General features: G+C 72.0%; 23 protein-coding genes and 1 tRNA gene. 13 read left to right on the top strand and 11 right to left on the bottom strand.

Annotation, left to right across the window (positions count from 1 at the left end):
• The first annotated feature begins 203 nt into the window (after positions 1-203).
• Both CP983_RS14685 and CP983_RS14680 read left to right on the top strand, forming a co-directional pair.
• Positions 204-2,144 carry a tetratricopeptide repeat protein gene (locus CP983_RS14685; protein WP_229914877.1) on the top strand — a complete coding sequence of 647 codons (1,941 nt, stop codon included), beginning with the start codon at positions 204-206 and terminating at the stop codon, positions 2,142-2,144.
• 249 nt (positions 2,145-2,393) lie between these two features.
• Positions 2,394-2,467 (top strand) — tRNA-Met (locus CP983_RS14680).
• A 64-nt stretch (positions 2,468-2,531) separates the two neighbouring features.
• Here CP983_RS14680 and CP983_RS14675 read toward each other — a convergent pair.
• The 4 genes from CP983_RS14675 to CP983_RS14660 all read right to left on the bottom strand — a co-directional run bounded on the left by CP983_RS14675 (position 2,532) and on the right by CP983_RS14660 (position 5,890).
• Positions 2,532-3,677 (bottom strand): ABC transporter substrate-binding protein, encoded by a 1,146-nt coding sequence (locus CP983_RS14675; protein WP_150499839.1) that lies wholly within the window; start codon positions 3,675-3,677, stop codon positions 2,532-2,534.
• Positions 3,674-4,537 (bottom strand): ABC transporter permease, encoded by an 864-nt coding sequence (locus tag CP983_RS14670; RefSeq protein ID WP_150499838.1) that lies wholly within the window; start codon positions 4,535-4,537, stop codon positions 3,674-3,676. The genes CP983_RS14675 and CP983_RS14670 overlap by 4 nt, the downstream gene beginning before the upstream one ends.
• Positions 4,534-5,301 (bottom strand): ABC transporter ATP-binding protein, encoded by a 768-nt coding sequence (locus tag CP983_RS14665; RefSeq protein WP_125529842.1) that lies wholly within the window; start codon positions 5,299-5,301, stop codon positions 4,534-4,536. Before CP983_RS14665 ends, CP983_RS14670 begins: the two co-directional genes overlap by 4 nt.
• Before the next feature lie 172 nt (positions 5,302-5,473).
• Positions 5,474-5,890 (bottom strand): Fur family transcriptional regulator, encoded by a 417-nt coding sequence (locus CP983_RS14660; protein ID WP_030949880.1) that lies wholly within the window; start codon positions 5,888-5,890, stop codon positions 5,474-5,476.
• Positions 5,891-6,041: 151 nt separating this feature from the next.
• Between CP983_RS14660 and CP983_RS14655 the strand changes: the two genes are divergently transcribed.
• A complete protein-coding gene (locus CP983_RS14655; RefSeq protein WP_150499837.1) occupies positions 6,042-7,496 on the top strand; it encodes a catalase in 1,455 nt (484 codons plus the stop codon).
• 70 nt (positions 7,497-7,566) lie between these two features.
• Here CP983_RS14655 and CP983_RS14650 read toward each other — a convergent pair whose 3' ends face one another.
• Both CP983_RS14650 and hisN read right to left on the bottom strand, forming a co-directional pair.
• Positions 7,567-7,959: a CBS domain-containing protein gene (locus CP983_RS14650; RefSeq protein ID WP_107903025.1), complete on the bottom strand. Its 393-nt coding sequence runs from the start codon at positions 7,957-7,959 to the stop codon at positions 7,567-7,569.
• Positions 7,960-8,071: 112 nt separating this feature from the next.
• Positions 8,072-8,872 carry a histidinol-phosphatase gene (hisN, locus tag CP983_RS14645; RefSeq protein WP_107903023.1) on the bottom strand — a complete coding sequence of 267 codons (801 nt, stop codon included), beginning with the start codon at positions 8,870-8,872 and terminating at the stop codon, positions 8,072-8,074.
• 248 nt (positions 8,873-9,120) lie between these two features.
• On the opposite strand from hisN, the gene CP983_RS14640 reads away from it, so the two are divergent.
• The gene (locus tag CP983_RS14640; protein WP_107905206.1) at positions 9,121-9,729 is read left to right on the top strand and encodes a TetR/AcrR family transcriptional regulator; all 609 of its coding nucleotides are present in this window, start codon (positions 9,121-9,123) and stop codon (positions 9,727-9,729) included.
• A gap of 22 nt (positions 9,730-9,751) precedes the next feature.
• Here CP983_RS14640 and CP983_RS14635 read toward each other — a convergent pair whose 3' ends face one another.
• The 5 genes from CP983_RS14635 to CP983_RS14615 all read right to left on the bottom strand — a co-directional run bounded on the left by CP983_RS14635 (position 9,752) and on the right by CP983_RS14615 (position 16,531).
• Entirely contained in the window at positions 9,752-10,075 is a 324-nt protein-coding gene (locus CP983_RS14635; RefSeq protein WP_107903021.1) for a DMT family transporter, read from the bottom strand.
• 122 nt (positions 10,076-10,197) lie between these two features.
• A complete protein-coding gene (rsgA, locus tag CP983_RS14630; protein WP_126898283.1) occupies positions 10,198-11,208 on the bottom strand; it encodes a ribosome small subunit-dependent GTPase A in 1,011 nt (336 codons plus the stop codon).
• Between the two features lie 10 nt (positions 11,209-11,218).
• A complete protein-coding gene (gene aroA / locus CP983_RS14625) occupies positions 11,219-12,538 on the bottom strand; it encodes a 3-phosphoshikimate 1-carboxyvinyltransferase (protein WP_107903017.1) in 1,320 nt (439 codons plus the stop codon).
• A 125-nt stretch (positions 12,539-12,663) separates the two neighbouring features.
• Entirely contained in the window at positions 12,664-13,386 is a 723-nt protein-coding gene (locus CP983_RS14620; protein ID WP_107903015.1) for a M50 family metallopeptidase, read from the bottom strand.
• Between the two features lie 154 nt (positions 13,387-13,540).
• A complete protein-coding gene (locus tag CP983_RS14615; protein ID WP_229914876.1) occupies positions 13,541-16,531 on the bottom strand; it encodes a helix-turn-helix transcriptional regulator in 2,991 nt (996 codons plus the stop codon).
• A gap of 248 nt (positions 16,532-16,779) precedes the next feature.
• Between CP983_RS14615 and CP983_RS14610 the strand changes: the two genes are divergently transcribed.
• The 9 genes from CP983_RS14610 to CP983_RS14570 all read left to right on the top strand — a co-directional run bounded on the left by CP983_RS14610 (position 16,780) and on the right by CP983_RS14570 (position 24,738).
• The gene (locus CP983_RS14610; protein WP_150499835.1) at positions 16,780-17,421 is read left to right on the top strand and encodes a hypothetical protein; all 642 of its coding nucleotides are present in this window, start codon (positions 16,780-16,782) and stop codon (positions 17,419-17,421) included.
• Positions 17,422-17,467: 46 nt separating this feature from the next.
• Positions 17,468-18,223: a dienelactone hydrolase family protein gene (locus CP983_RS14605; RefSeq protein WP_150499834.1), complete on the top strand. Its 756-nt coding sequence runs from the start codon at positions 17,468-17,470 to the stop codon at positions 18,221-18,223.
• Positions 18,224-18,298: 75 nt separating this feature from the next.
• Entirely contained in the window at positions 18,299-19,114 is an 816-nt protein-coding gene (locus tag CP983_RS14600; protein ID WP_107903006.1) for an SOS response-associated peptidase, read from the top strand.
• Between the two features lie 19 nt (positions 19,115-19,133).
• Complete coding sequence (locus tag CP983_RS14595; RefSeq protein ID WP_107905204.1) at positions 19,134-19,763, top strand: alpha/beta hydrolase family protein; 630 nt, start codon at positions 19,134-19,136, stop codon at positions 19,761-19,763.
• A gap of 257 nt (positions 19,764-20,020) precedes the next feature.
• A complete protein-coding gene (sigR, locus tag CP983_RS14590; RefSeq protein WP_107903004.1) occupies positions 20,021-20,716 on the top strand; it encodes an RNA polymerase sigma factor SigR in 696 nt (231 codons plus the stop codon).
• On the top strand, positions 20,713-21,015 hold the full coding sequence (gene rsrA / locus CP983_RS14585; protein ID WP_107903001.1) for a mycothiol system anti-sigma-R factor: 303 nt from the start codon (positions 20,713-20,715) through the stop codon (positions 21,013-21,015). The genes sigR and rsrA overlap by 4 nt, the downstream gene beginning before the upstream one ends.
• A gap of 105 nt (positions 21,016-21,120) precedes the next feature.
• A complete protein-coding gene (locus CP983_RS14580; RefSeq protein WP_150499833.1) occupies positions 21,121-22,410 on the top strand; it encodes an HD-GYP domain-containing protein in 1,290 nt (429 codons plus the stop codon).
• The gene (locus tag CP983_RS14575) at positions 22,407-23,648 is read left to right on the top strand and encodes an HD-GYP domain-containing protein (protein ID WP_150499832.1); all 1,242 of its coding nucleotides are present in this window, start codon (positions 22,407-22,409) and stop codon (positions 23,646-23,648) included. The genes CP983_RS14580 and CP983_RS14575 overlap by 4 nt, the downstream gene beginning before the upstream one ends.
• A 109-nt stretch (positions 23,649-23,757) precedes the next feature.
• Positions 23,758-24,738 carry a tetratricopeptide repeat protein gene (locus tag CP983_RS14570; protein WP_030960437.1) on the top strand — a complete coding sequence of 327 codons (981 nt, stop codon included), beginning with the start codon at positions 23,758-23,760 and terminating at the stop codon, positions 24,736-24,738.
• Positions 24,739-24,764: the final 26 nt, after the last annotated feature.

Raw genomic sequence — 24,764 nt, 5'->3', positions numbered from 1 at the left:
GACAGCGAAGGCCCGGATCCTCCAAGGATCCGGGCCTTCGTGGTGTGCGAACGCATGTGCCGGGGGCCGGGACGCTCGTGCCGCCGTGGGGAGTTGGCCGAACTGTGTTTGACTTGTCTCTCTGTGGGCATGTCGACAAAACGCTGAAGTGACCTCACGGGCTGCGGTATACCAGGTGTACCCGGGTTGCAGGTGGTGCGACGATGGACGTTATGGGGGACAAGGCAACTCTGTTGGAGACAGGGCGGTTTGTGCAGCCTGCCGACTTTGTGCAGTCGGCGGGCGAATTGGTGCAGCCGGAGCACGATGCCTCGCGTCCGACGGACGGTGTCTCGCAGCCGGTGGCCGAACTCGTGCGACCGGAGGCCGACTTCGCCGTCGACCGGCCGGCGGACCAGGACGAGACGGGGGAGGCCGCCGAGGAGGCTCGGCAGCTGCTCGCCGCGGAGACCGGTGACGTCGAGGCGATGAGCGTACTCGGGGCCATGCTGCTGCGTCGCGGTGACCTCGACGGAGCCGAGCCGCATCTGCGGGCCGCGACCGCGGCGGGGGACCGGGCGGCCGCGAACAATCTGGGAGTGCTGCTGCACCAGCGCGGCTACGCCGACGAGGCCGCCGGGTGGTGGCGGATCGCCGCCGTCGCCGGGTCGGCCGCGGCCGCGCACGCGCTGGGGCGCCACCACCGTGAGCGGGGCGACGAGCCCGCCGCCGAGTACTGGCTGCGGCAGTCCGCCGAGCAGGGACACACGCTGGGCGCGTACGCGCTCGCCGATCTGCTGGAGCACCGCAGCGACGCGCGGGCCGAGCAGTGGATGCGGGTCGCCGCGGAGCGCGGGCACCGGGAGGCGGCGTACCGGCTGGCGCGCGCGCTCGACCGGCAGGTGACGCGGACGGGCGAGGACGGCGGCGACAACGGTGTCGAGCCGGACGAGGCCGTGCTGGACGAGGTCGAGCAGTGGTACCGGCAGGCCGCCGCGCGCGGGCACCGCAGGGCCGCGCTGCACCTCGGGGCGATCCTGGAGAAGCGCGGGGAGCTCAAGGAGGCCGGGCGCTGGTACCTGACGTCCGCCAAGGACGGTGAGGCGCGGGCCGCCTGCGCGCTCGGGTTCCTGCTGAGGGACGCCGGGGACACCGAGAGCGCCGCCGTGTGGTGGCTGCGGGCCGCGCAGGACGGCGACGGCAACGCCGCGAACGCACTGGGCGCGCTGCACGCCGAGCGCGGCGAGACGCAGACCGCCGAGCGGTGGTACCGGGCCGCGATGGACGCCGGTGACGTCAACGGCGCGTACAACCTCGGGCTGCTCTGCGCCGAGCAGACGCGTACCGCGCAGGCCGAGCAGTGGTACCGGCGGGCGGCTTACGCAGGGCATCGCGAGGCGGCGAACGCGCTGGCGATCCTGCTGCTCCAGGTCGGCGACACGACGGGTGCCGAGCCGTGGTTCTCCAAGGCCGCGGAGGCGGGGAGCGTGGACGCCGCGTTCAACCTGGGAATCCTGTACGCCGGTCGGGGTGAGGAGCGGGCCGCGCTGCGGTGGTACGAGCGGGCGGCTGCCGCCGGGCACACCGAGGCGGCGCTCCAGGTCGGGATCGCGCGGCTGCGGGACGGCGACGAGCCGGGCGCGGAGCGGCATCTGCGGTGCGCGGCCGGGGGTGGCAGTGCGGAGGGTGCCTATCGGCTGGCGACCGTGCTGGATGCCCGGCGGCCGCCGGAGCCGGCGCATGAGCTGGGCGAGCCGGTGCGTGAGAAGGCCGAGTGCGAGGAGTGGTACGAGCGGGCCGCATCGCAGGGGCATCGGCGGGCGCAGGTGCGGGTCGGGATGCTGGCCGCGGCTCGGGGGGACGTGGTGGAGGCGGCCCGGTGGTACCGGGCGGCCGCGGAGGCCGGGTCGCGCAACGGTGCGTTCAATCTGGGGCTGCTGCTGGCCAGGGAGGGCAGTGAGCCCGAGGCTGCGGTGTGGTGGACGCGGGCGGCTGACGCCGGGCACGGGCGGTCGGCTTTGCGGCTCGCCCTGGTCTACGCGCGTCGCGGTGAGCTCGCGGAGGGGCAGCGGTGGGCCGATCGGGCGGTGAGCCTGGGGCCGGCGGAGGTTGCCGAGCGGGCGGCGCGGTTGCGGGACGCTCTGCGGGAGGAGCTGTCTGCGTGAGCGGGGGCTGACGGCTGGCCGGCGTCTCTGGGGGCTGCCGCCCCCAGGCCCCCGCTTCGGCCTGAACGGCCTCGTCCTCAAACGCCGGACGGGCTGAGAGGGGAGCCGGCCGGTGCCGACTCAAACGCCGGAGGCGCTGGGAGGGGGACCTGGCTCGGTACTGAAAGGTGCTGGTCAGCCCCTCGTCACCGTCGGCCGCCAAGCGATTTGCCTCTGCTCGCGGTGTTGACGTAATGTTGCGTTCACCGACGCGGGGTGGAGCAGCTCGGTAGCTCGCTGGGCTCATAACCCAGAGGTCGCAGGTTCAAATCCTGTCCCCGCTACTGAAGGCCTAGGGCCGGGATCCATATGGATCCCGGCCCTAGGTGGTTTTGCAGGCCAGGTGTGTCAGGGGAGGTGGCCTACCGCCTCCTCGTACAGGGCTCGGTTCACCGTTCGGGACTCCGGCAGGGGAGAGCCCTCTGCTACGCCCTGGGCCTTGTACGCCGACTGGAGGCGGGTCGTCGTGGCGGAGCGAATCTCCCAGTCCATGAGCAGGGACGGGGTGGATTCGAGCACGGACTCGTCCGCCTTGAGGAGTTTCGCCAGGTATGTGACGAAGCTCGCATCCTGTTTGTAGTCCGAGGCGAAGTACGAGTTCAGCGTGCGGATGTAGGCCCTGAGGAGGGCCACCCCGGCGTCCACGTCGTCCTGGAGGAGGGCGGGGCCGTAGAGCATGCCTCCCAGTGGCTCGCCCCGCGGCTGGCCGCCGAGGAAGGCGTACCCCTGCTCGCCGTCGACCTTGCGCCAGACCGGGTCCAGGAGCCACGCGGAGTCGACGCCGCCGTTCTGGAGGGCCGTGAGGACGTCGGCCGAGCCGAGTTGCTGGTACTGGATGTCGGCGAGGCCGCCGCCGTGCTTCTCCAGCGCCTTCTCCATCGGGTACGCGATGACCGAGCCCTTGCCGATCATCGTGCCCATCCTGCGGCCGGCCATCGCCACCTGGCTTGCGCTCTCGCCCTCCTTCAGGCGCACCCACAGACCGCTCTTCGACTTCGGCGCCGGTGAGAAGTTCCCGGCGACCCACTTGATGTCGAAGCCGCCCTTGACGCCGTTCATGACGGCCGCCTCCGGGGCCGCCCACAGCGCGTCGATGTCGCCCTTCGCCAGGAGGGGCAGCGCGTCCGGGGTCGGCAGGACCTTCAGCGTGACGTCGAGGCCCTCTTTCTTGAACTCTCCCTTGTCGAGCGCCACTTGGAGCGGAGCCACGTACTCCGCGCTCAGCGTCCCCGTCGCGATCGTCAGCTTGCGGGGCTCGGACAGCGGCTGCGGGGAAGGCGCGCCGGGCAGACAGCGGGCCGGTGTGCGGGTGGGGGAGAGGTCCTCGGGGTCCGTCCACGCCTTCGTGCCGCAGCCCTCGACCGGGCGGATCGTGCGGTCGCCGGCGGCCGCCTTCGACGAGGAGTCCGACTCGTACGGCGACGAGCACGCCCCCGACGCCAGCAGGGCCCCCGCGGCGAGGAGGACGCCGTACACATGTGGCCTTCTTCTCATGACTGGCCCCTTCCTCGGTCCCTCGGTGCCCAGGGGGTGAGCAGGCGGCCGGCGAAGCGGATCAGTTCGGAGAACAGGACTCCGAGGATCGCGACGCAGACGATGCCGACGAACATGACGTCGTTCTGGAACAGCGCGCGCGAGTCGAAGATCAGATGGCCCAGGCCGTTCGTCGCGGCGATCTGCTCCGACGCGACGATGACCAGCACCGCCACACCTGCCGCGATGCGCGCGCCCACCAGGACGGAGGGGAGCGAGGCGGGCAGCAGGACATGGCGGAACATCTGCCATCGCGAGGCGCCGAAGACCTGGCCGGCGTCACGGTGGCCGGGCGGGATGGACATCACCGCCGACATGGTCGAGATCCACACGAAGAAGAACACCGTCGCCGCCACCAGGGCCACCTGCGGGCCCTCGCCGAGGCCGAACATGTTCAGGAAGACCGGCAGCAGGGCCAGCTTCGGTACGACGTACAGGGCGTCCAGCAGCGGCTCCAGCGCTGCGCGTACCAGGGACAGGGAGCCCATGAGCAGGCCCAGGGCGTAGCCCGCCGCCGTGCCGACCGCGTATCCGGCGAGGACCCGCTTCAGGGTGGCCCACACGTCCGGCCACAGCTCGCCGGCCGCGGCCCGGTCCCAGCCGTCGGCGAGGATCGTGGACGGGGCCGGGTAGACACGGTCGTCGATCCAGGCCCGGGTGGCGGCCAGTTGCCACAGCAGGAGCAGCGCGACGGGCACGGCGAGCGCCAGCGACAGCTCCAGTGCGCGCCTGCGGCGGTGGGTGCGGGTGGGGTGGAGTTCGCGCGGGCCCGGGCGGCGGATCAGGACCGACTCGGCGGGCGGCTTCGTGAGCGTCGTCATGCCGGCACGGCCTCCTTCCGCAGCAGGTCCCACAGTTCGCTCTTCAGGGCGGTGAACTCGGGCGTCGCGCGGATCTCGCCGGTGCGCGGGCGCGGGAAGGGCGGGCGGTGCTCGGCGATGATCCGGCCCGGCCGGGCCGACATGACCAGGACACGGTCGCCGAGGACGATGGCCTCCTCCAGGCTGTGCGTGATGAAGAGGGTGGTCGTCCTCAAGGACTGGGTGATGTCCAGGAGTTCGTCCTGGAGGATCGTCCGCAGCTGGGCGTCGAGCGCGGCGAAGGGCTCGTCCATCAGCAGGATCTCGGGCTCCACGGCGAGAGCTCGGGCGATCGCCACGCGCTGGCGCATCCCGCCGGAGAGGGCCGCCGGGTAGGCGTCCGCGAAGTCCGACAGGCCCATGCGGGCCAGCCAGTCGTCGGCGCGGGCGTTCGCCTCGCGGCGCGGGACGCGCTGGATGTCCAGGCCGAAGCGGACGTTGGCGCGGACGGACTTCCAGTCGTAGATGCCGTAGTCCTGGAAGATCATCGCCGCCGGTCGCGGGCTCGTGGCGCGGATCTCCAGGGTGCCGGTGCTGGGGCGGAGCAGGCCCGCGGCGATGCGCAGCAGGGTCGACTTGCCGCAGCCGGAGGGGCCGACGACGCAGACGAACTCGCCGTGGGTGACGGTCAGATCGAGGGGGCCGAGGGCGTCGACCGTGCGGGGGGTTCGGCCGAAGGTGCGGGTCAGGTCGTTGGCGCTGAGTTTGGGGTACGGCTCTCCCACTTCTGTCTCCTTGCGGAGTGCGGTACGGACGTGTGGGTGTCGTTGACCATATGACGGTCCGTCAGATTCTGGAACCCCGCCCGCAACCCGGCCCCTCACCCCGCCCTCCTGCAGCCAGGGCAGCACAAAGCCCCGGCACTCGTCGGTGCCGGGGCTCGGAGAAGGTGGCCGGCTAGGCCTTCGCGCAGTTCGGGCAGATGCCGCGGTACGTCACCTCGACGTCCGAGACCGTGAAGCCGAAGCGCTCGGAGGCGGGAAGGTCGGCCATCGGGTTGCCCGTGGGGTGGACGTCCCGGATGGAGCCGCACTGGGCGCAGACCAGGTGGTGGTGGGGCCGGTGGGCGTTCGGGTCGTACCGCTTGGCGCGCTTGTCGGTGGAGACCTCGAGGACCTCGCCGAGGGTGACCAGCTCGCCCAGCGTGTTGTAGACGGTCGCCCGGGAGATCTCGGGCAGCTTGGCGACGGCCCGCGCGTGCACCTCGTCCGCCGTCAGGTGGACGTGATCGCCGGCGAGAACCTCGGCCACGACGCGGCGCTGCGCGGTCATCCGCCATCCGCGTCCGCGCAGCCGTTCCAGAAGGTCACTCATGCAGACACCTTAACAGAGGAGGACCAGGTTCCGAATGGGTGTGACTTTGGAGGTCAGCTTGACTTAGACAATGTCCAAGATAGGATCGAGATCGTCTTTGGCCAATGGACAGAAGTGGCCGGAGTTGCTCGAAACGACGCAGGAGGCGCACGTGACCCAGGGACCGCTCACGACGGAGGCCGGAGCTCCGGTCGCCGACAACCAGAACAGCGAGACCGCGGGGATCGGCGGCCCGGTCCTGGTCCAGGACCAGCTCCTGCTGGAGAAGCTCGCCCACTTCAACCGGGAGCGCATCCCGGAGCGCGTGGTGCACGCGCGCGGCGCCGGCGCCTACGGCACCTTCACGGTGACCGCCGATGTCAGCCGGTACACGCGCGCCGCCTTCCTCTCCGAGGTCGGCAAGCAGACGGAGACGTTCCTGCGCTTCTCGACGGTGGCCGGCAATCTCGGCGCGGCGGACGCCGTCCGTGACCCGCGCGGCTGGGCGCTGAAGTTCTACACCGAGGAGGGCAATTACGACCTCGTCGGCAACAACACCCCGGTGTTCTTCATCAAGGACGCCATCAAGTTCCCGGACTTCATCCACACCCAGAAGCGCGACCCTTACACGGGCTCGACCGAGCCGGACAACGTCTGGGACTTCTGGAGCCTGAGCCCCGAGTCGACGCACCAGGTGACCTGGCTGTTCGGCGACCGCGGCATCCCGGCGTCGTACCGCCACATGAACGGCTACGGCTCGCACACCTACCAGTGGAACAACGAGGCCGGCGAGGTCTTCTGGGTCAAGTACCACTTCAAGACCGACCAGGGCATCAGGAACCTCACGCAGGAAGAGGCCAACCGGCTCGCCGGTGAGGACCCCGACTCCCACCAGCGTGACCTGCGTCAGGCCATCGAGCGCGGGGAGTTCCCGAGCTGGACCGTGCAGGTGCAGATCATGCCTGCGGCGGACGCGGCGACGTACCGCTTCAACCCGTTCGACCTCACCAAGGTGTGGCCGCACGAGGACTACCCGCCGATCGAGATCGGCAGGCTGGAGCTCAACCGCAACCCGCACAACGTCTTCGCCGAGGTCGAGCAGTCGATCTTCTCCCCGGCGCACTTCGTGCCCGGCATCGGCCCCTCCCCGGACAAGATGCTCCAGGGACGCCTCTTCGCCTACGGCGACGCCCACCGCTACCGCGTCGGCATCAACGCCGACCACCTGCCGGTGAACCGCCCGCACGCCACCGAGGCGCGCACCAACTCCCGTGACGGCGTCCTGTACGACGGCCGTCATGGCGGTGCGAAGAACTACGAGCCGAACAGCTTCGGGGGCCCGGCCCAGACGGACCGTCCGCTGTGGCAGCCGCTGACCGGCTTCACCGCCGGCACCGGCAACCACGAGGCCCCCGCGCACGCGGAGGACAACGACTTCGTGCAGGCGGGCGACCTGTACCGCCTGATGTCGGAGGACGAGAAGGAGCGGCTGATCACCAACCTGGCGGGTGCCATGGCGCCGGTCTCGCACCAGGACATCGTCGAGCGGGCGATCGGCAACTTCCGCCGGGCGGACGACGACTTCGGCAAGCGGCTGGAGGCCGCGGTCCAGGCCCTGCGCGGCTGACACCAGCACTGGATCGCCTGCCGTGGCGGACGGGCCGGGTTCCTTCGGGGACCCGGCCCGTCGTGCGCGCTCAGGCGGGCACGTGCTGTCGTACGGGTGCCCAGCAGCGGATGATGTCGCGGACCGAGACGATGCCGACGGGCTCGCCGCGGTCCAGGACGATCAGATGCCGGAAGCCGCCGTGCGCCATGGCGCGGGCCGCCTCCTCCAGGGTCCAGGCCGGGGCGGCGAACACGACGTCGGTGGTGGTGTGGTCATGGGCGCGTTCGGCGTCCGGGCTCTGGCCGAGGCCGACGGAGATCAGGATGTCGCGTTCGGTGAGGATGCCGATGCCGCCCGCGTCCGGGTCGTGGACCACGGCCGCGCCGACCCGGCGGGTGGACATGAGTGCGGCTGCCTGGCGAAGGGTGTGGGTGGGGCCGATGGTGAGGACCACGGTGCTCATGGCGTCACGTACGAGCATGGATGGAGCCACCTCCTGAAGTGCCCCCGCACCGATTGTTCATGGATTCACAAATTCACAAGTGGGGGGACTCTCAGAGTGACAGGTAAAGAGGGGGTCAACAAGGGGGCGCTCAGTAGCGCTCGTTGAGGTACCCCAGGAGCTCGTCGTGCAGCAGGCCGTTGGAGGCGGCCGCGTTGCCGCTGTGCGGGCCGGGGCGGCCGTCGAGGCCCGTGAAGGCGCCGCCCGCCTCCGTCACGATGATCGCGTTGGCGGCCATGTCCCACAGGGACAGCTCGGGCTCGGCGCAGATGTCCACCGAACCCTCGGCGACCATCATGTACGGCCAGAAGTCGCCGTACGCGCGCGTGCGCCACACCTCGCGCGTGAGATCGAGGAAACCGTTCAGCTTGCCCTGCTCCTCCCAGCCGCCGAGCGAGGAGTACGCGAACGAGGCGTCCGACAGCTTCGAGACCTGGGAGACCCGCAGCCGGGACGCCGAGGACAGGCTGCGGCCGGCGAAGGCGCCGTGCCCCTTGGCGGCCCACCAGCGCCGGCCGAGCGCGGGCGCGGACACAAGGCCGACGACCGGCTGGAACCCGCCCTCCACGGCCTCCATCAGCGAGATGAGGGTGGCCCAGACCGGGACGCCGCGCACGTAGTTCTTGGTGCCGTCGATCGGATCGATGACCCAGCGGCGGGGCCCGGTGCCCTCGATGCCGTACTCCTCGCCGAGGATCGCGTCTCTCGGACGGGCCCGCTGCAACTGGCTCCGGATCAGCTCCTCGGCGCCCTTGTCCGCCTCACTCACGGGCGTCATGTCCGGCTTCGTCTCGACCTTGAGGTCGAGGGCCTTGAATCGGTCCATGGTGGTGGCGTCGGCGGCGTCGGCGAGGACGTGGGCGAGGCGAAGATCGTCGAGGTAGTCCGGCATGGGACGAACGCTATCTGCCGTGGTCGGGCTGGGGCTACTAGGCCGGGGGCCCTCGGGCGGGTTGCCCACGGTTGGCGGGGTGCCGACGTGCATACGATCGGTGCGCGCGCCCCGCGACCGCCCGCTCGGGCCTCGAACACCCGCGCGCCCCGGACGAATGGCGCCCCCGCACGCCTTCGCGAACCCTTGACAGTGACGCTGTGCGCGTCAAATCTGGGCGCAGAGCCGCTCGTCTCCGGGAGGCGATGATGCCTGCAGCGCGGGAATCCCTGCTGGACGCCGCATACACGGCGCTGGCGCGCCGGCCGTGGTCCGCCGTGCGGATGGTGGACGTGGCCGCGGCGGCCGGAGTGTCCCGGCAGACGCTCTACAACGAGTTCGGCAGCAAGGAAGGGCTCGCGCGGGCGCTGGTGCGCAGGGAGGCCGACGGCTACCTCGCCGGCGTCGACCGCGCCCTCGCCACCCCGAGCGACGCCCGCGACCGCCTCACCGCCGCCGCGGAGTGGACCGCCGGCCTCGCCCGGGACAACGCCCTGGTGCGGGCCATGCTCACCGGCTGCTGGAGCGATCGCCTGCCCTCGCCGACCCTGTCCGCCGTCCCGTCCTCCTCGGCGGTACCGGCGCAGCGCCGCGCCGACGGCCCCCTGCCGTCACCCGGCGACTTCGTGGCCATCGTGCGCGACCGCGCCGTGGTCGTCCTGACCGGGCCCGGCGCCGCCAAGCCCGACACCGCCGAGCTCGCCCGCTCCTGCGAACTCGTCGTGCGGCTGGCCCTGTCCTGTGTCGCCGCCCCGCCCGGCGAAGGAGGCGTCTCCGACCTCGTACGCAGCGCGCTGTACCGGCAGTTGCCGGGCTGAACCGGCGTGGCCGGTACGGGTCTCAGCGCGCCGATCCGGACAGCTGGAGGCCGATGACGCCCACGATCACCAGCGTGATCGACAGGATCTTCAACGTCGACACCAGATCCCCGAGGAAGACCATCCCGTAGATCGCCGTGCCCGCCGCGCCGATCCCCGTCCACACCGCGTACGCGGGCCCCACGTCGAGCTTCCGCAGCGAGATCGTCAGCAACCCGAAGCTGCCGAGGGCGAAGATGCAGAAGGCGACGGTCGGCCAGAGCCGGGTGAACCCGTGCGACAGTTTCAGACAGACGGCGAAGCCGGTTTCGAGCAGCCCCGCCACGATGACCAGCAGCCACGCCATGTGCTGTCCTCCCGTATCCCCACGTTCTGTGACCGCTTCGTCAGGCTTGGATCCGGCTCGGTGCGATTATGCCCTTACCGGACTCACAGCAAGACAAACAACGCGAAGGTCAACCGCCTTCCTCAGTCGCCTTCCTTGCGTTCACGCGTGGCCAGCAACCGTCGCAGCGAGTAGAGCCGCGCGGGGTCGGCGTGACCCTGTGCGACCCAGTCGTCCAGCGCGCAGTCCGGTTCGTCATGACTGCACGCACGCGGACAGCCCTCGGTTCCCGATTCCAGGTCGGGGAACGCGTGGATCACACGCGAGGGATCGATGTGCGCCAGGCCGAACGACCGCACCCCGGGGGTGTCGATCACCCAGCCCTCCATCTCCGGCAACGGCAGCGCCAGCGCCGACGTCGTCGTGTGCCGGCCGCGTCCCGTCACCGCGTTCACATGCCCCGTCGAACGCCGGCGGTCCTGCGGCACCAGGGCGTTCACCAGGGTCGTCTTGCCCACGCCCGAGTGCCCGACGAACGCCGTGACACGGCCGTCCAGTTGCTCGCGCACCCGGTCCGCGGCGTCCCCGGTCTCCAGTTCCACGCGGCTCGTGACGACGTAGGGGATGTCCAACGCCCCGTACAGCTCCAGGATTTCGTCCGGTGGCGCGAGGTCCGACTTGGTCAGCACCAGCAGCGGTTCGAGCCCTCCGTCGAACGCCGCGACCAGACAGCGGTCGATCAGCCGGGGCCGCGGCTCGGGGTCGGCGAGGGCGGTGACGATGGCGAGTTGGTCGGCGTTGGCGACCACCACCCGCTCGAACGGATCGTCGTCGTCGGCGGTGCGGCGGAGCACCGAATCGCGCTCCTCGATCCGCACGATGCGCGCGAGGGTGTCCTTCTTGCCGGACAGGTCGCCGACGAGGGCCACCCGGTCCCCGACGACCGCGGCCTTGCGGCCGAGTTCGCGGGCCTTCATCGCCATCACGACGCGGTCGTCGACCAGGCAGGTGAGCCTGCCCCGGTCGACGGTCAGGACCATGCCCTCGGCGGCGTCCTCGTGCTTGGGGCGGATGTTCGTCCGGGGCCGGGTGTTCCGGCGGCCGGGGCGGGTGCGGATGTCGTCCTCGTCGGTGTGCTTGCCGTAGCGGCGCATGGCGGTGTCCCTACGCCCCGAGCATCCCGGTCCACAGCTCGGGGAAGTCCGGCAGGGTCTTCGCCGTCGTCGCGACGTTCTCGATCCGTACTCCCTCGACCGCGAGGCCGATGATCGCGCCGGCGGTCGCCATGCGGTGGTCCTCGTAGGTGTGGAAGACGCCGCCGTGCAGCCGGCGCGGGCTGATGTGCAGGCCGTCGGCGGTCTCGGTCACGTCACCGCCGAGTTCGTTGATCTCCTTGGTGAGCGCGGCCAGGCGGTCCGTCTCGTGCAGCCGCAGGTGCGCGACACCGCGCAGGGTGGAGGGGGAGTCCGCGAGGGCCGCCACGGCCGCGATGCCCGGCGTGAGTTCGCCGACCTCGCTCAGGTCCACGTCGATGCCGTGAATCGCACCCGAACCGGTGAACACGAGCCCGTACTCGGTGAGTTCGCAGGAACCGCCCATCTCGGTGAAGATCTCGCGCAGTCGGTCACCGGGCTGCGTGGTGCGGGCCGGCCAGTCCGGTACGAGGACCTTGCCGCCGGTCACCAGCGCGGCGGCCAGGAACGGCTGGGCGTTGGACAGGTCCGGCTCGATGGTCAGGTCGCGGCCGAGCAGGGCGCCCGGCGTGACCCGCCAGACGTTGGGCTCGCCGCCCGACTCCGGGGTGTCGACCTGGGCGCCGACGGCCCGCAGCATGTCGACGGTCATCCGGATGTGCGGCATGGACGGCAGCGAGGAGCCGATGTGCCGGACCTCGACGCCCTGGTTGAAACGCGGGCCCGACAGCAGCAGGGCCGACACGAACTGGGACGACGACGAGGCGTCGATCTCCACCGTGCCGCCCTCCAGGGCGCCCCCGCCGTGGACGGTGAGCGGCAGCGCGCCCCGGCCGTCGTCGTCGATCCGGGCACCGAGGGCGCGCAGGGCGTCGATCACTCCGTGCAGGGGACGCTCGTACGACCTGGGGTCGCCGTCGAAGCGGACGGGGCCGTCGGCCAGCGCGGCGACCGGCGGCAGGAAGCGCATGACCGTGCCGGCGTTGCCGACGTCGACCGTGGCCGGGCCGCGCAGGCCCGCGGGGAGCACCCGCCAGGCCTCGCCGGTGCCCTCGGGGCCGACGCCCTCCTCGATGCCGACGCCCATGGTGCGCAGGGCACCGGCCATCAGCAGGGTGTCGCGGGAACGCAGCGGGCGGCGCAGCCAGCCGGGCTCGCTCGCCAGGGCGGCGAGGACGAGGGCGCGGTTGGTGACCGACTTGGACCCCGGCACGTGGACCGTCGCGTCGACGGGTCCGCTCGCGTGCGGGGCGGGCCAGAGGGCGGTGTGTGCGGCGGGGTTTTGGGCCATGGGTTCACTTTATAAGGAGCGTGTGGTTCGGGTGCGGCACCGTTGGGGCTGGTCGCGCGCACGCGGCGGAGCCGCACATCGATACAGGTCCCGCGCCCCTGGAGACGCTGCCCCTTCGGGGCGCGTCACAGCTCCAGCAACCACCTGCCCCCGCCTATCAGCGAGCACAGCGACACCGCGTGGAACAGGAACAGCCACAAGCCCGCCGGCACATGCGTCAGCCGGGACAGCTGGTCCGCGTCCGAGTCGCCCGCGCCGCCCCGCGACCTCTTCGCCTGCAGTTCGAAGGCCGGCCGCACTCCGCCCACGAGGAGGAACCAGACCACGGTGTACGCGAACGCCGCCTGGACCTGGGGTCCCGCGAGCCACGAGACCACCACGAACGTGCCGCCCGTGAGGAACACCGTCAGGGCGCCGTACGCGTTGCGGATCATCACCAGCATCGCCACCAGCAGGGCCGTCGCCAGCCACAGCAGCAGGGTGATCCGGCCGGTGGCCAGCAGCGCGGCACCGCCCAGGCCCAGCAGCGGGGGAGCCGTGTAGCCCGCTGCCGCGGTGAGGATCATGCCGATGCCGTGCGGCTTGCCCCGGCTGACCGTGAGGCCGCTGGTGTCGGAGTGCAGGCGTATGCCGGTCAGCGTCCGGCCGGTCAGCAGCGCGACCAGGCCGTGGCCGCCCTCGTGGGCGATGGTGATGGCGTTGCGCGAGAGGCGCCACAGGCCGTGCGGGACGACCACGACGAGCGCGACGACCAGTGTGGCGATCACCACCCACAGATCCGGGTCGGGCTGGGTACCGGAGACCTCGTCCCAGAGGGAGGCGAGCGAGGCGGATGCGGTGCTGTCCATGTAAGGCTTGGGCTCCCTTGGGGTCGGACGGAATCTGGCAGTGTGGCACGCGTGCGTGGGCGTTAGCTGAGACGCCGGCCCGGCAGCGATCGTTCCTGGCGTCGAACGCGCAGGTCACGGCGTCGGAGTCGGGAACGATCCGAGAAGGGCGGGGTCACTGCCCGTCGGAGTACCGGCGGGCCAGGGCGATCAGGGCGGCCCGGCCGCTGCGGTCCGTGCGGTTCCTGAGACTCGCGAGGTGCTTCTCGACGGTCCGTGGCGAGAGGAAGAGGTGCTCGGCGATCTCCTGGTTGCCGAGGCCCCGGCCGAGCAGGCGCAGCACCTCGTACTCCCGCGCGGTCACCCCCGCCCGCCGCAGCTCCTGCGGAATCGTGTCGTGACCCCGGCGGCGGCGGGAAACGGGCGAGCCCGCCTCCCGCAGCAGGGCGCGGCAGGCCGCCGCCACCCGTGTCGTGCCCCGGTCGTGGAAGAACTGCTCGGCGGCGGACAGCCACTCGACGGGGTGCCCCCAGCCGTCGGCGAGCGCCGCGGAGGCGCCCAGGCGCAGACACAGGTGACGGGCCAGGGGGATGGCCTCGGTCCCGGCCAGCGCCTCCTCGGCCGCCTTGGCGGCCTCTCCGGCCCGGCCTTCGCGGCCCAGCAGCACGGCCCGGGACCAGCCCGCGAAGGGCCGGTCCCAGTGGACCTGGCTGAGCCGGTCCGCGACGGCTCCGTCCAGCTCCGCCCAGCCGGCCGCGCCCCGCACGGTGCGCAGGAGCAGGTACGGGCCCAGGAATCCGGTGACCCCGCGGGTGCTGGGCAGCGCGCGCATGGCCCGGTCCGCCTCCGTGAACTCGGCCAGCGCACGGTCGGGCTCCTCCCGCAGCAGGGAGCAGATGCCCTGGGCCCAGCCCCACACCGAGGTGTCGGCGTAGCCCCAGAGCGCTCCGGCGCTCCGCCCGGCCAGCGCGCTCTCCATGGCTTGCAGCGCGGCCTGGAGCTTCTCCCGCTCGCCTCGGGAGGCGGCGATGATGGCGTCCACTCCGACGCCGATCAGCTGCACCTCCCCCAGCCGCAGTCTGCGGGCCGTCGTCCGCAGCCGCCCGGCGGCCTCCAGGGCCCGGTCCTGCTCGTCGCGCAGCACATGGGCCTGCGCCAGATGCATGTCGGCCCAGGCCGTCATGAGGACGGCACCGGTCTCCTCGGCCGCCCTCCGCGCGGCCAGCAGCCGATCCGTCCCGGTGATCCGGATCCGGTCCAGTACGCCGAGCTCCAGCAGGCCGCGTATCCGCCAGACCGGCAGCGCATGGGCGTCGGCCGTGGCCACCAGGCGTTCGAAGACCCTCTCCGTCTCGGCCAGGTCCAGGGGCCGCAGGCAGTACCCCAGCATGTTCAGCGCCTTGCAGCTCACCTCCGGCAGCCCCACCGCCTCCGCGGTCGCCACGGCCCCTTCGGCCAGGGCCCTGGCGCTCTCCAGCCGGTCCGGGCGCTGCGAGTTGAGCACCAGGTGCGCGGCGACCGAGTCCAGGGCGGCGCGGGACGCCGGGTCCGGCTCGGCTCCGAGCAGCTCCCGTGCCCGCCGTACGGAGGTCAGGCCCGCCTCCCACTGCTGCGCGGTGGCCGCGGCCCTGGCCCGGATCAGGAAACCCGCGGCGCGGCGGGCGGGCGGCGCGCCCCACACGGCCAGCACACGGTCCAGCCGGTCGCCGAGCTCCGGTACGCGCCGGACGTCGCCCGTGAGGACGAGCGCACCCAGCAGTTCCTCCAGGAGCCCGGCCACGGCCTCGGGCGGGGCGTCCGCCGCGTCGGCGGTCAGCTCCAGCCCCCGGTCGAGGAGTTCCACCGCGGTCAGCAGAGCGCCCCGCAGGACCGCCTGCCGGCCCGCCCGGGTGAGCAGTACGGCCGCCCGTGCCCGCTGCCCGCCGGTGACGCACAGCTCCGCGGCCAGGCGGTACAGGTCGTCGCCCGGGCCGCCGCCGATCAGACCCTCGGGCTCCCCGGCACCCCGCGGCCGATGAGCTGCCGCGTCGGCGGACTCGATGGCGTCGGCGGCGGCGAGGCAGAGCGCCGCGCGCTCCGCGGGCAGCAGCCGGTGGGTGATGGCGTCGGCGGTCAGGGCGTGCCGGAAGGAGTGCCAGCCGGGCTCCTCCGCGGTCGTGCCGTCGGTGACCAGATGGGCGTGTGCCGCCTGCCGCAGCTGGCGGAGCGCCGTCGTCCGGTCGATCCCGGCGACGCGGGCGGCGATGTCCACGGGGAAGCGCCTGCCCAGAACGGCAGCGGCTTCCAGAAGGGCGACGCCGGCGGGTTCCAGGTGGTCCACGCGCTGCAGGACGGCGGCGGCGACCGTCGCGGGCACACCGGCGTCCAGTGAGCCGGTCACCGTCCAGCCGTCGCCCGGCCGCCGGACGAGGCTGCCGCCGTCGACCATGGCGGTCAGCAGCTCCTCCACGACGAAGGGGACGCCTTCGGAGACGGCGTGCAGCCGGTCCAGTACGGCTTCCGGCACCTCGCCCGGGTCGTCGTGGGCCAGACAGCGGGCCGCCAGTTCCGCGGTGTGCGCGGGGCCGAGCCCGGCGAGGCGCACGGTGCGCGCCGCACGCCGGGAAGCGGCGGCCTCGGCGAGGTCGAGCGCGGGACCGGGCCCACCGCGCAGGGTGGCCAGCAGGACGGCCCGCCGGCCGGGGAGGTTGTCCGTGAGGTAGTCGACGATGGTGAGCGTGTCGGCGTCCGCGTCGTGCAGGTCCTCCAGCACCAGGACACAGCCGCCGGAGCGTCCGAGGGCCCCCAGGAGTCGCAGTACCGCCTCTGCGTAGCCCACCAGCGGCGCACCGTCCTGCGGCGCCAGCCCGCACAGCCGCGACAGGAGCGGTTCGTAGGGGCCCAGGTCCCCGTCCCCGGGTGCGCCTTCGCCGCGCAGTCCGGAGAACACGGCCTCCGCGAGCGGCCGCAGCGGCACCGCGCGGCCGGCGGACGCGGCCCGCCCGCGCAGCACCCGGAATCCGGAGCTCATGGCGGCGGCAGCGGTCTCCTCGACGAGGCGTGACTTGCCGATGCCCGGCTCGCCCAGCACGAAGACCGACGAGCCCCGCCCCTCGCCCGCCGATGCGACCGCCGCGGTCAGAAGGCCCCGCTCCGGTTCTCTGCCGACCAGTGCGGATGACGACAACGACGACACTCAGGCCCCCTGCGCCCTTTTCCGGGATGTCCCCGCCGGTCCCCGTCGAATACTCCTTCGAGCGCGTACAGCGTAGTACCCACGAGTCACAGGGGCCGCACAACTACATGGGGGCTCTTCCCCGATGTCCGCGGTGGCCGGCGGGCGGCACGCTTTCCTCCAGCAGGGCACGGGGGACAGGGCATGACTCGGGGGACATGCCCTGCCTGCTGTTCTTTCTTCGATCGGGGGATGCCGACATGTCTTCACCGCCGCGTGGCGTCAGATGGATCACCGCCGGGCTTCTGGGCGTGGCGCTGTGCGGGTGCTCGTCGCTCACCGCCGGTACGGGAGGGGATTCCGGCGGATCGTCGTCGACGGGCTCGGCTGCGGACGGCCCGGACGTACCGGCGTTCGCCGCGGACCTGGAGCGGGTGTGCACGGAGGGGCTCGGTTTCTCGGGGCTGCCCGCCTACGACCGTAAGAAGAAGACCGTGCACCCGGCGATGCTCATGAGCAGGTCCGGTGACGACTGGTCGCAGTCGGAGCCGTCCGCCGGCGACTACCCCAAGGGCTGGTTCCTCGGCTACTCGGCCAAGCCGGCCCGGGCCGAGCTGGTCGTCTGCGTCGAGCGCACCAAGGCGACCGCGACCGGCAAGGTGTGCGACATGGAGGGCGACGGCGGCAAGCCGTTCAAGGTGCGCACGTACAACACCTCGTACCTCCTGAAGGTCGTCGAGGCGCGCACCGGCAAGGAGTTGTACCGGCACAAGGGGGAGGCCAGGTCCGACGAGTGCCCGGTGTACATGCTCACCTCGGACGGCGAGGACGCGGACAAGTACTACAACGAGGTGCGGCCCAAGGACTTCCGCAAGAACGTCCGGCCCTTCATCGCGCCGTAGGCTGCACCACGGCCGTCCCGTCCACACCTCTCCTGTGGAGGACCGCATGCCCGTCACGACCAGCACCGTCGACCTCACCGGGTTCAGTGCCGCCCGCGGCGGCTCCCGTCGGCTCACCGGCCATCTCACCCGGCCCGCCGGGCCGGGCCCCTGGCCCGGCGTCGTCGTGGTCCACGAGGCGCTGGGCGTCAATGATGTGATGCACCGTCAGGCGGACCGGCTGGCGAGCGCCGGGTACCTCGTCCTGATGCCGGACCTGTTCACCGACGGCGGGGCCGTGCGCTGCCTGGTGCCGACCTTCCGGGCGGCCCTGTCCGGACAGGGCCGTGCCTTCCGCGACATCGGGGCGGCCCGCATGCGCCTCGCCCAGGATCCCGACTGCACCGGGCGGATCGGCATCATCGGCTTCTGCATGGGCGGTTCCTTCGCCCTCCTCGCCCTGAGCGACGGCGAGTTCGACGCCGCCTCCGTCAACTACGGCCGTCCGCCCAAGGATCTCGACAAGACACTCGACGGCGCCTGCCCCGTCGTCGCGAGCTACGGAGCCCGCGACCGTACGCTTCCAGGTGCCGCCCCCAGGCTGGAGGCTGCGCTCGACCGGCTCGGCATCGTCCACGACGTCAAGGAGTACCCGGAGGCCGGGCACTCCTTCCTCAACGACGCCGAGGTCGGGCCGCGCGCCCTGCGTCCGCTGATGCGTGTCGCCGGGATCAGGCCGCACCCGGAGTCCGCCGTCGACGCTTGGCGGCGCATCGACGACTTCTTCGCCGCACACCTCACAGCGGAGGACCGGACAGGCTGATCGACGGCGGAGCGCCGTGGCCCGTGCGGAAGCCGTCTGCCACTCTTGAACGTCAGCTCGGAGGGGTGATTGCAGATGTGCGGACGGTATGCGGCCAGTCGTGGGCCCGAGGATCTCGCGGGAATCTTCGAGATCGAGAAGTGGGAGCCCGAGGAGACCCTCGAGGCCGACTACAACGTGGCTCCGACCAAGGAGGTCCACGTCGTCCTCGACCGCCCCTTGAAGGACGCGGACGACCCGCGGCCGGTCCGGCAACTGCGCAAGCTGAAGTGGGGACTGGTGCCCAGCTGGTCCAAGACCCCCGAGAGCGCCTTCAAGATGATCAACGCCCGCGCGGAGACGGTGCACGAGAAGCCGTCGTACCGGCGGGCGTTCACCTCCCGCCGCTGCATCATCCCCGCCGACGGCTACTACGAGTGGGTCACCGGCCGGCAGGAGCGGGACCTGGAGGTCGAGGGGAAGCGGAAACGGCCCCGCAAGCAGCCGTACTTCGTGCTGCCCGCCGACGGCTCGGTGTTCGCGATGGCCGGGCTGTACGAGTTCTGGCGGGACTCCACACTGCCCGACGAGCACCCGCAGGCCTGGTGGGTCACCTGCTCGGTTATCACCACGGAGGCCGAGACGACCCCGCTGGCCGTCGCGCCCGAGGAGGGCCCGCACACCCTCGCCGAGATCCACCCCCGGATGCCGCTGATGCTGACGCCGGACCGTTGGGACGCCTGGCTGGACCCCTCCCGCAAGGACCCCGAGGAACTGCGCACGCTGCTCACCCCGCCGCCCGTCGGACGGATGCGCGCCTACCCCGTCTCCACGCTGGTCAGCAACGTCCGCAACAACGGCCCGGAGCTGCTGAAGGAGCTGGACGGCCCCGAAGAGGGCACACTTTTCTGACGTGACGACCGAGTCTGATGTGACGACCGAGATCATCGGTACGGATGCGGGGGACGCCCGCATCACCTGGCACCCTGCGAAGAAGGCACGGCTGGTCCTGGCCGCGAGCCACGGCGCCGGAGGCGGCATCGGGGCGCGTGACCTCGTGGCACTCGCCGAGGTGCTGCCCGCCCACGGCGTGACCGTCGCCCTCGTCGAGCAGCCCTGGCGGGTGGCCGGCAAGAAGGTGGCGCCCGCGCCGAAGACGCTGGACGTCGGCTGGCGGGGCGTGTGGCCCGCGCTCGCCGCACCGGGGCTACCCGTGATCTCCGGCGGCCGCAGCGCCGGCGCCCGCGTCGCCTGCCGTACCGCCGTCGAACTCGGGGCGCACGCCGTGCTCGCACTCAGCTTCCCCCTGCACCCGCCCGGCAAGCCCGAGAAGTCCCGCGCCGAGGAACTGCTCGGCGCCGGGGTGCCCACCCTCGTCGTCCAGGGCGGCAACGACCCCTTCGGCAGCCCCGAGGAGTTCCCCGCCGGTGACTACGAGCTGGTCGAGGTGCCCTACGGCGATCACGGGTTCGCCGTGGCCAAGCGGGCGCCCCTCGGCCAGGACGAGGCCGTGGCGATCGTCACGGACGCGGCTCTGAAGTGGGCAGGGTCACTGGGGTAAAGCTTCGGGAATGTTGCGGACCCGGCCTTGGTTGTGGCGGACACGGGTGCTGAAGCACCAGCGCCGACGTCGTGGGAGAGGAAGTCCGCCGCATGGGTTCGACCCACTGCCAGAGCCGCAGCAGCCTCGCCGACCTGGACTGGACGGTGCTGCACGCGGCCAAGACCGCTCCTATTCGAGGGGCGGCGGGTACGGCAGGTCGTCTATCCTCCGATTCAGGTGGGGCCGGTTTCGGCCCTGCCCGCAATCTTGAGGAGGTGGGTCCGGTTCCCGGTACCGACGCAGGGACCGACAACGGCCAGGCGGAGCAGCCCGAGGGCCAGGGCACGGGCGTGGACACGCCCGCGGAGTCGACCGCCGAGCGCACCGCGCGCTTCGAGCGGGACGCACTCGAATTCCTCGACCAGATGTACTCGGCCGCACTGCGCATGACGCGCAACCCTGCCGACGCGGAGGACCTGGTGCAGGAGACGTACGCCAAGGCGTACGCGTCCTTCCACCAGTTCCGCGAGGGCACCAACCTCAAGGCCTGGCTGTACCGGATCCTCACCAACACCTTCATCAACTCGTACCGCAAGAAGCAGCGTGAACCCCAGCGCTCCGCGGCCGAGGAGATCGAGGACTGGCAGCTCGCGCGCGCCGAGTCGCACATGTCGACGGGCCTTCGCTCCGCGGAGTCGCAGGCACTCGACCATCTGCCGGACTCGGACGTGAAGGAAGCACTCCAGGCCATCCCCGAGGAATTCCGGATCGCCGTGTATCTGGCCGACGTCGAGGGCTTTGCGTACAAGGAGATCGCGGACATCATGGGGACACCCATCGGTACGGTGATGTCCCGGCTGCACCGGGGCCGCCGTCAACTGCGCGGCATGCTCGAGGACTACGCCCGCGAGCGCGGACTGGTCCCGGCCGGCGCCGGAGAGTCGAACGAAGCGAAAGGCTCGGGCTCATGAGCTGCGGAGAGCCGCACGAGACGGACTGCTCTGAGGTACTCGATCATCTCTACGAGTTCCTCGACAGCGAGATGCCGGACGTCGACCGCGACAAGTTCAAGCAGCACTTCACGGAGTGCTCGCCGTGCCTGGAGAAGTACGGTCTCGAAGAGGCCGTGAAGAAGCTGGTCAAGCGGTGCTGCGGACATGACGACGTGCCCACCGACCTGCGTGCCAAGGTTCTCGGACGGCTCGACCTGATCCGTTCCGGGCAGGCCGTGCCCGAGCACGACGTCACGGCAGCGCCACAGGAATCCTGAACGCACGCCCGTCACTCGAACGTGCTAATCCCCCGGTCGTAGGACCGCGAACCTCCCTCGCCGCCCTAGGCTCCCTGCCTGAAGCGCGCGGCCGGGGAGGGGCGTATGGAGTCGACACCCTTACGGGCCCGTGTCTGTATCGGCCTGGTCGCCCTCGGCGCCCTGTGCTCCATGCACGCCCTGCCGTCGACGCACATCCCCTGGTGGGCCGTGGCCCTGCTGGCCGCGCTCTACGCCGGGGGCGAGCGACTGTCCGGCTCGTTCTACCCGGTGCTCCTCGCCGGTGCCTTCCTGCTGCCACCGTCCGCCGCCGCGCTGGTCGCGGTGCCGGGGGCGCTGATCGCCCCGGCCGGCGGCCGGCCGCAGCCGCTGCGGCGGGTGTGGCGCGCGTCCCAGCTGGCGGTCGCGGTGTGGCCGGCGGCGTGGGTCTACCGGCTGCTGGACGAGCGGGACGCCGTAGTGGCGGCCGAGTTCCCGCATGTGCTCGTGCACGCCGGAGCCGCGGTCCTGGCGTTCTGCCTGGTCCTGACCGCGCTGGACGGCGGGATCCTCGCGCTCGCCGAGCGCCGTCCGCTGCGCCGGACCTGGCACGAGCTGTTCCTGAGATCGCTCGCGCCGATCGCCGTACACGGTCTCGCCGGGCTGATGATGGCCGTGCTGTGGCGCAGTCCCTACGGCCCCGTGTCCGCGCTGCTCGTGCTGCTGCCGATGTGCGTGTCGTGGTGGGCGTTCGCCCAGTACCACCGGGAAAACGCGGCCCACCAGGCCACCATCAGGGCACTCGTCCAGGCCGTCGACATCAAGGACGGCTACACCCGCGGCCACAGCGAGCGCGTCGGCAGCGCCACCATGATGATCGCCCGTGAGCTGGGCCTCGCCGACGAGCGCGTCGAGGTGCTCCGCTTCGCCGGGATCCTGCACGACGTCGGCAAGCTGGGCGTGCCCACCCGGCTGCTCCGCAAGAACGGGCCGCTGACGCCCGAGGAGCGGCGGGTCATCGAGCTGCACCCCGAGTACGGACACGAGATGGTCCGCGGGATCTCCTTCCTCGGCGAGGCACGGGCCGCCGTACTGCATCACCACGAACGGCTGGACGGCACCGGTTACCCCTACGGGCTGAGCGGGAGTCAGATCCCGGAGTCGGCGCGGGTGGTGGCGGTCGCGGACGCCTTCGACGCGATGACGTCGACCCGGTCCTACTCACGGGCCCGGCCGGTGTCCGTCGCCCTGCGCGAGCTGGAGAAGTGTGCGGGCTCCCAGTTCGACCCCCGGATGGTCGGCGCCCTCGTCCGCGCCGTCGACCAGCACGGCTGGCACCCCGCCGTGACCGCGGACGAGACCGCCGTACCCGCGCTTCACCCGCAGGTCGCGGGCGCGCCCGGAGCGCCCCGATGAGCGGCCCGCGGCCACCGGTCCTGCTCACCGCCGTCCGCGGCAGCGCCGCCCTCCTCGCCACGGGCTGTCTCCTCGGCATGCTCGGGAGCGGCCTCGTCGACCGCGGGACCGCCCTCGCCTTCGGGGCTCTCGTCACCCTCGGTGAGCTGACCCGCTGGACCGGCGCCGAAGGCAGGGAGGCCGCCCCACTCGGAGCCGCCGCCGCGCTGTCGTACGCCCTGCTGGGGGAGAGCGGCGGTGATCCCACCCGGCACGGTGTCGCCCAGGTCGTCGGCGTCGTCCTGGCCGCCTCGCTGCTCGGCAGCGTCCCGCACATCGCGCGCGGCCGTCCCGTGCTCGACCACCTCGCCCGGCGCATGCTCACCGTCGGATTCGCCGCCGCCTGCTTCCAACCCCTGTTCAACCAGGGCACGTTCCACGGCTGGGGCACCTCCTACGCGCTGCTCCTGCTCGCCATCCTCACCCTCACCACCCTGTGCGACGCCGTACTCGCGGCCGCGCTGGCGCACGCACGCACCCGGTGGCCGTTCTGGCCGCTGCTGCGGGACGAGCTGCGGGCGACCCTCGGGGTCGGGTCGGCCGTCTGCGCGACGGGCGCGGTGATGGCGCTGGCGGTCGCCGTGGTCGGGCTGTGGGCGCTGCCCGTCTTCTCGCTCCCCCTGCTGGTCACCCAGATGTCCGTCCGCCGGTACGCCGCCGTGCGGGCCACCTACCGGCAGACCATCGCCTCCCTCGCCCGGGCCACCGAGATCGCCGGGTACACCCCGGTGGGACACGCCCGGCGGGTGGCCGCGCTCAGCCGGGAGGTCGGGCGGGAGCTGGGCCTGTCGGAGGCCGAGCTCACCGTGCTGGAGTACGCGGCCCTCATGCACGACATCGGGCAGCTCAGCCTGGTCGACCCGGTGCCGGCCGGTGCCACCGCCGTACTGCCCGTCGAGGAGCAGCGCAGGATCGCGCTGCTCGGCGGGGCCGTCGTACGGCAGACCGGGGTGAGTCCGCAGGTCGCGACGATCGTGGAGCGGCTCGCCGACCCCGGTCCTGAGCAGCCGGTCGCCGCGCGGATCGTGCGGACGGTCAACGCCTACGAGGAGAAGTCCCGGGACGCGGGGCCCGACGGGCCGCTGAAGGCCCTGGAGGAGCTGCGGCTGGGCACCGCCGGGGACTACTCGCCGGAGGTGGTGGGATCACTGGCGATGGTCCTGTCCAGAGACTGTCTGACAAGGCCTGGTGCTGGGTAACCCATGGGTAATGAGCGCCCTTCCAGCCGTACGTGGTTGGATGCGAATGAGAGTGTGTCCGGGGGCGAGCACTAGCCAGCCCACTCCACGGAACTGGCAGGCGGGAATCGTGAGGATCTTCGGCAAGGGACGGCACCGGCCCTCCGCCTCCTGGCGGCAGGCCACCGACCGGGCGTTCACGCTCATCGGCGACGGCCGGTACGAGGACGCAGGCGCGCTGCTTACACGTGCCGCCGATCTGGAGCCCTGGCTTTCGGAGTCCTGGTTCAACCTCGCGCTGCTGCACAAGTTCCGGCACGACTGGGAACAGGCCCGGGCGGCCGGACTGCGTGCCGTGGCGCTGCTGGACCGGGAGACCGGGGCGCCCGACTGGTGGAACGTCGGCATCGCGGCCACCGCACTCCAGGACTGGCCGCTGGCCCGGCGGGCCTGGCAGGCGTACGGGCTGCGGGTGCCCGGTGGGGCGACCGAGTCCGGTGAGCCGGTCGGCATGGACCTCGGCAGCGCGGCCGTACGGCTGTCCCCGGAGGGGGAGGCCGAGGTGGTGTGGGGGCGGCGCCTCGACCCCGCCCGGATCGAGGTGCTGTCGATCCCGCTGCCGTCCTCCGGGCGGCGCTGGGGCGAGGTCGTGCTGCACGACGGGGTGCCCCACGGCGAGCGGACCACGGCGGCCGGGCACGCCTTCCCCGTCTTCGACGAGATCGAGCTGTGGGCACCGTCACCCGTGCCCACCTGGGTGGTTCTCCTGGAGGCCGCCACCGAGGCCGACCGGGACGCGCTGGAGCAGCTTGCCGCGGACGCCGGGTTCGCGGCGGAGGACTGGTCGTCGTCCGTGCGGCTGCTGTGCCGGATGTGCTCCGAGTCGCGGATGCCGTCCGACGAGGGCGACGGGGAGCATCTGGATCCGCACGACCACAGTGAGCCGGGGCACCCCGGGCCGCTGGGGCATCGGACCGACGGGCAGCTGTGGGTGCCGGAGCGCGAGTGCGGGGTGGCTGCGCCGGCCGCGCTGGTCCGGGGGTTGCTGGACGGGTGGGTCGCGGACAGCCCTGATTCCAGGGATTGGCGGGACCTGGAAGAAGTCTGCTAGGTCCGTGGTCGGCCGCGGCACCGTGG

Origin of the sequence: Streptomyces chartreusis (assembly GCF_008704715.1) — a bacterium.
Taxonomy (GTDB): domain Bacteria; phylum Actinomycetota; class Actinomycetes; order Streptomycetales; family Streptomycetaceae; genus Streptomyces; species Streptomyces chartreusis.
Note: the sequence above shows the minus strand (reverse complement) of the source record. Positions and strands in the feature narration are given on the sequence as shown.

Bases quoted from the DNA above. Each gene is read 5' to 3' on its own strand.
- CP983_RS14610 (WP_150499835.1), top strand. From the start codon at position 16,780: ATGTCTTCACCGCCGCGTGGCGTCAGATGGATCACCGCCGGGCTTCTG.
- CP983_RS14580 (WP_150499833.1), top strand. From the start codon at position 21,121: ATGGAGTCGACACCCTTACGGGCCCGTGTCTGTATCGGCCTGGTCGCC.
- CP983_RS14620 (WP_107903015.1), bottom strand. From the start codon at position 13,386: ATGGACAGCACCGCATCCGCCTCGCTCGCCTCCCTCTGGGACGAGGTC.
- CP983_RS14600 (WP_107903006.1), top strand. From the start codon at position 18,299: ATGTGCGGACGGTATGCGGCCAGTCGTGGGCCCGAGGATCTCGCGGGA.
- CP983_RS14675 (WP_150499839.1), bottom strand. From the start codon at position 3,677: ATGAGAAGAAGGCCACATGTGTACGGCGTCCTCCTCGCCGCGGGGGCC.
- CP983_RS14670 (WP_150499838.1), bottom strand. From the start codon at position 4,537: ATGACGACGCTCACGAAGCCGCCCGCCGAGTCGGTCCTGATCCGCCGC.
- CP983_RS14605 (WP_150499834.1), top strand. From the start codon at position 17,468: ATGCCCGTCACGACCAGCACCGTCGACCTCACCGGGTTCAGTGCCGCC.
- rsgA (WP_126898283.1), bottom strand. From the start codon at position 11,208: ATGCGCCGCTACGGCAAGCACACCGACGAGGACGACATCCGCACCCGC.
- CP983_RS14635 (WP_107903021.1), bottom strand. From the start codon at position 10,075: ATGGCGTGGCTGCTGGTCATCGTGGCGGGGCTGCTCGAAACCGGCTTC.
- hisN (WP_107903023.1), bottom strand. From the start codon at position 8,872: ATGCCGGACTACCTCGACGATCTTCGCCTCGCCCACGTCCTCGCCGAC.
- CP983_RS14575 (WP_150499832.1), top strand. From the start codon at position 22,407: ATGAGCGGCCCGCGGCCACCGGTCCTGCTCACCGCCGTCCGCGGCAGC.
- aroA (WP_107903017.1), bottom strand. From the start codon at position 12,538: ATGGCCCAAAACCCCGCCGCACACACCGCCCTCTGGCCCGCCCCGCAC.
- CP983_RS14685 (WP_229914877.1), top strand. From the start codon at position 204: ATGGACGTTATGGGGGACAAGGCAACTCTGTTGGAGACAGGGCGGTTT.
- CP983_RS14660 (WP_030949880.1), bottom strand. From the start codon at position 5,890: ATGAGTGACCTTCTGGAACGGCTGCGCGGACGCGGATGGCGGATGACC.
- CP983_RS14640 (WP_107905206.1), top strand. From the start codon at position 9,121: ATGCCTGCAGCGCGGGAATCCCTGCTGGACGCCGCATACACGGCGCTG.
- CP983_RS14650 (WP_107903025.1), bottom strand. From the start codon at position 7,959: ATGCTCGTACGTGACGCCATGAGCACCGTGGTCCTCACCATCGGCCCC.
- rsrA (WP_107903001.1), top strand. From the start codon at position 20,713: ATGAGCTGCGGAGAGCCGCACGAGACGGACTGCTCTGAGGTACTCGAT.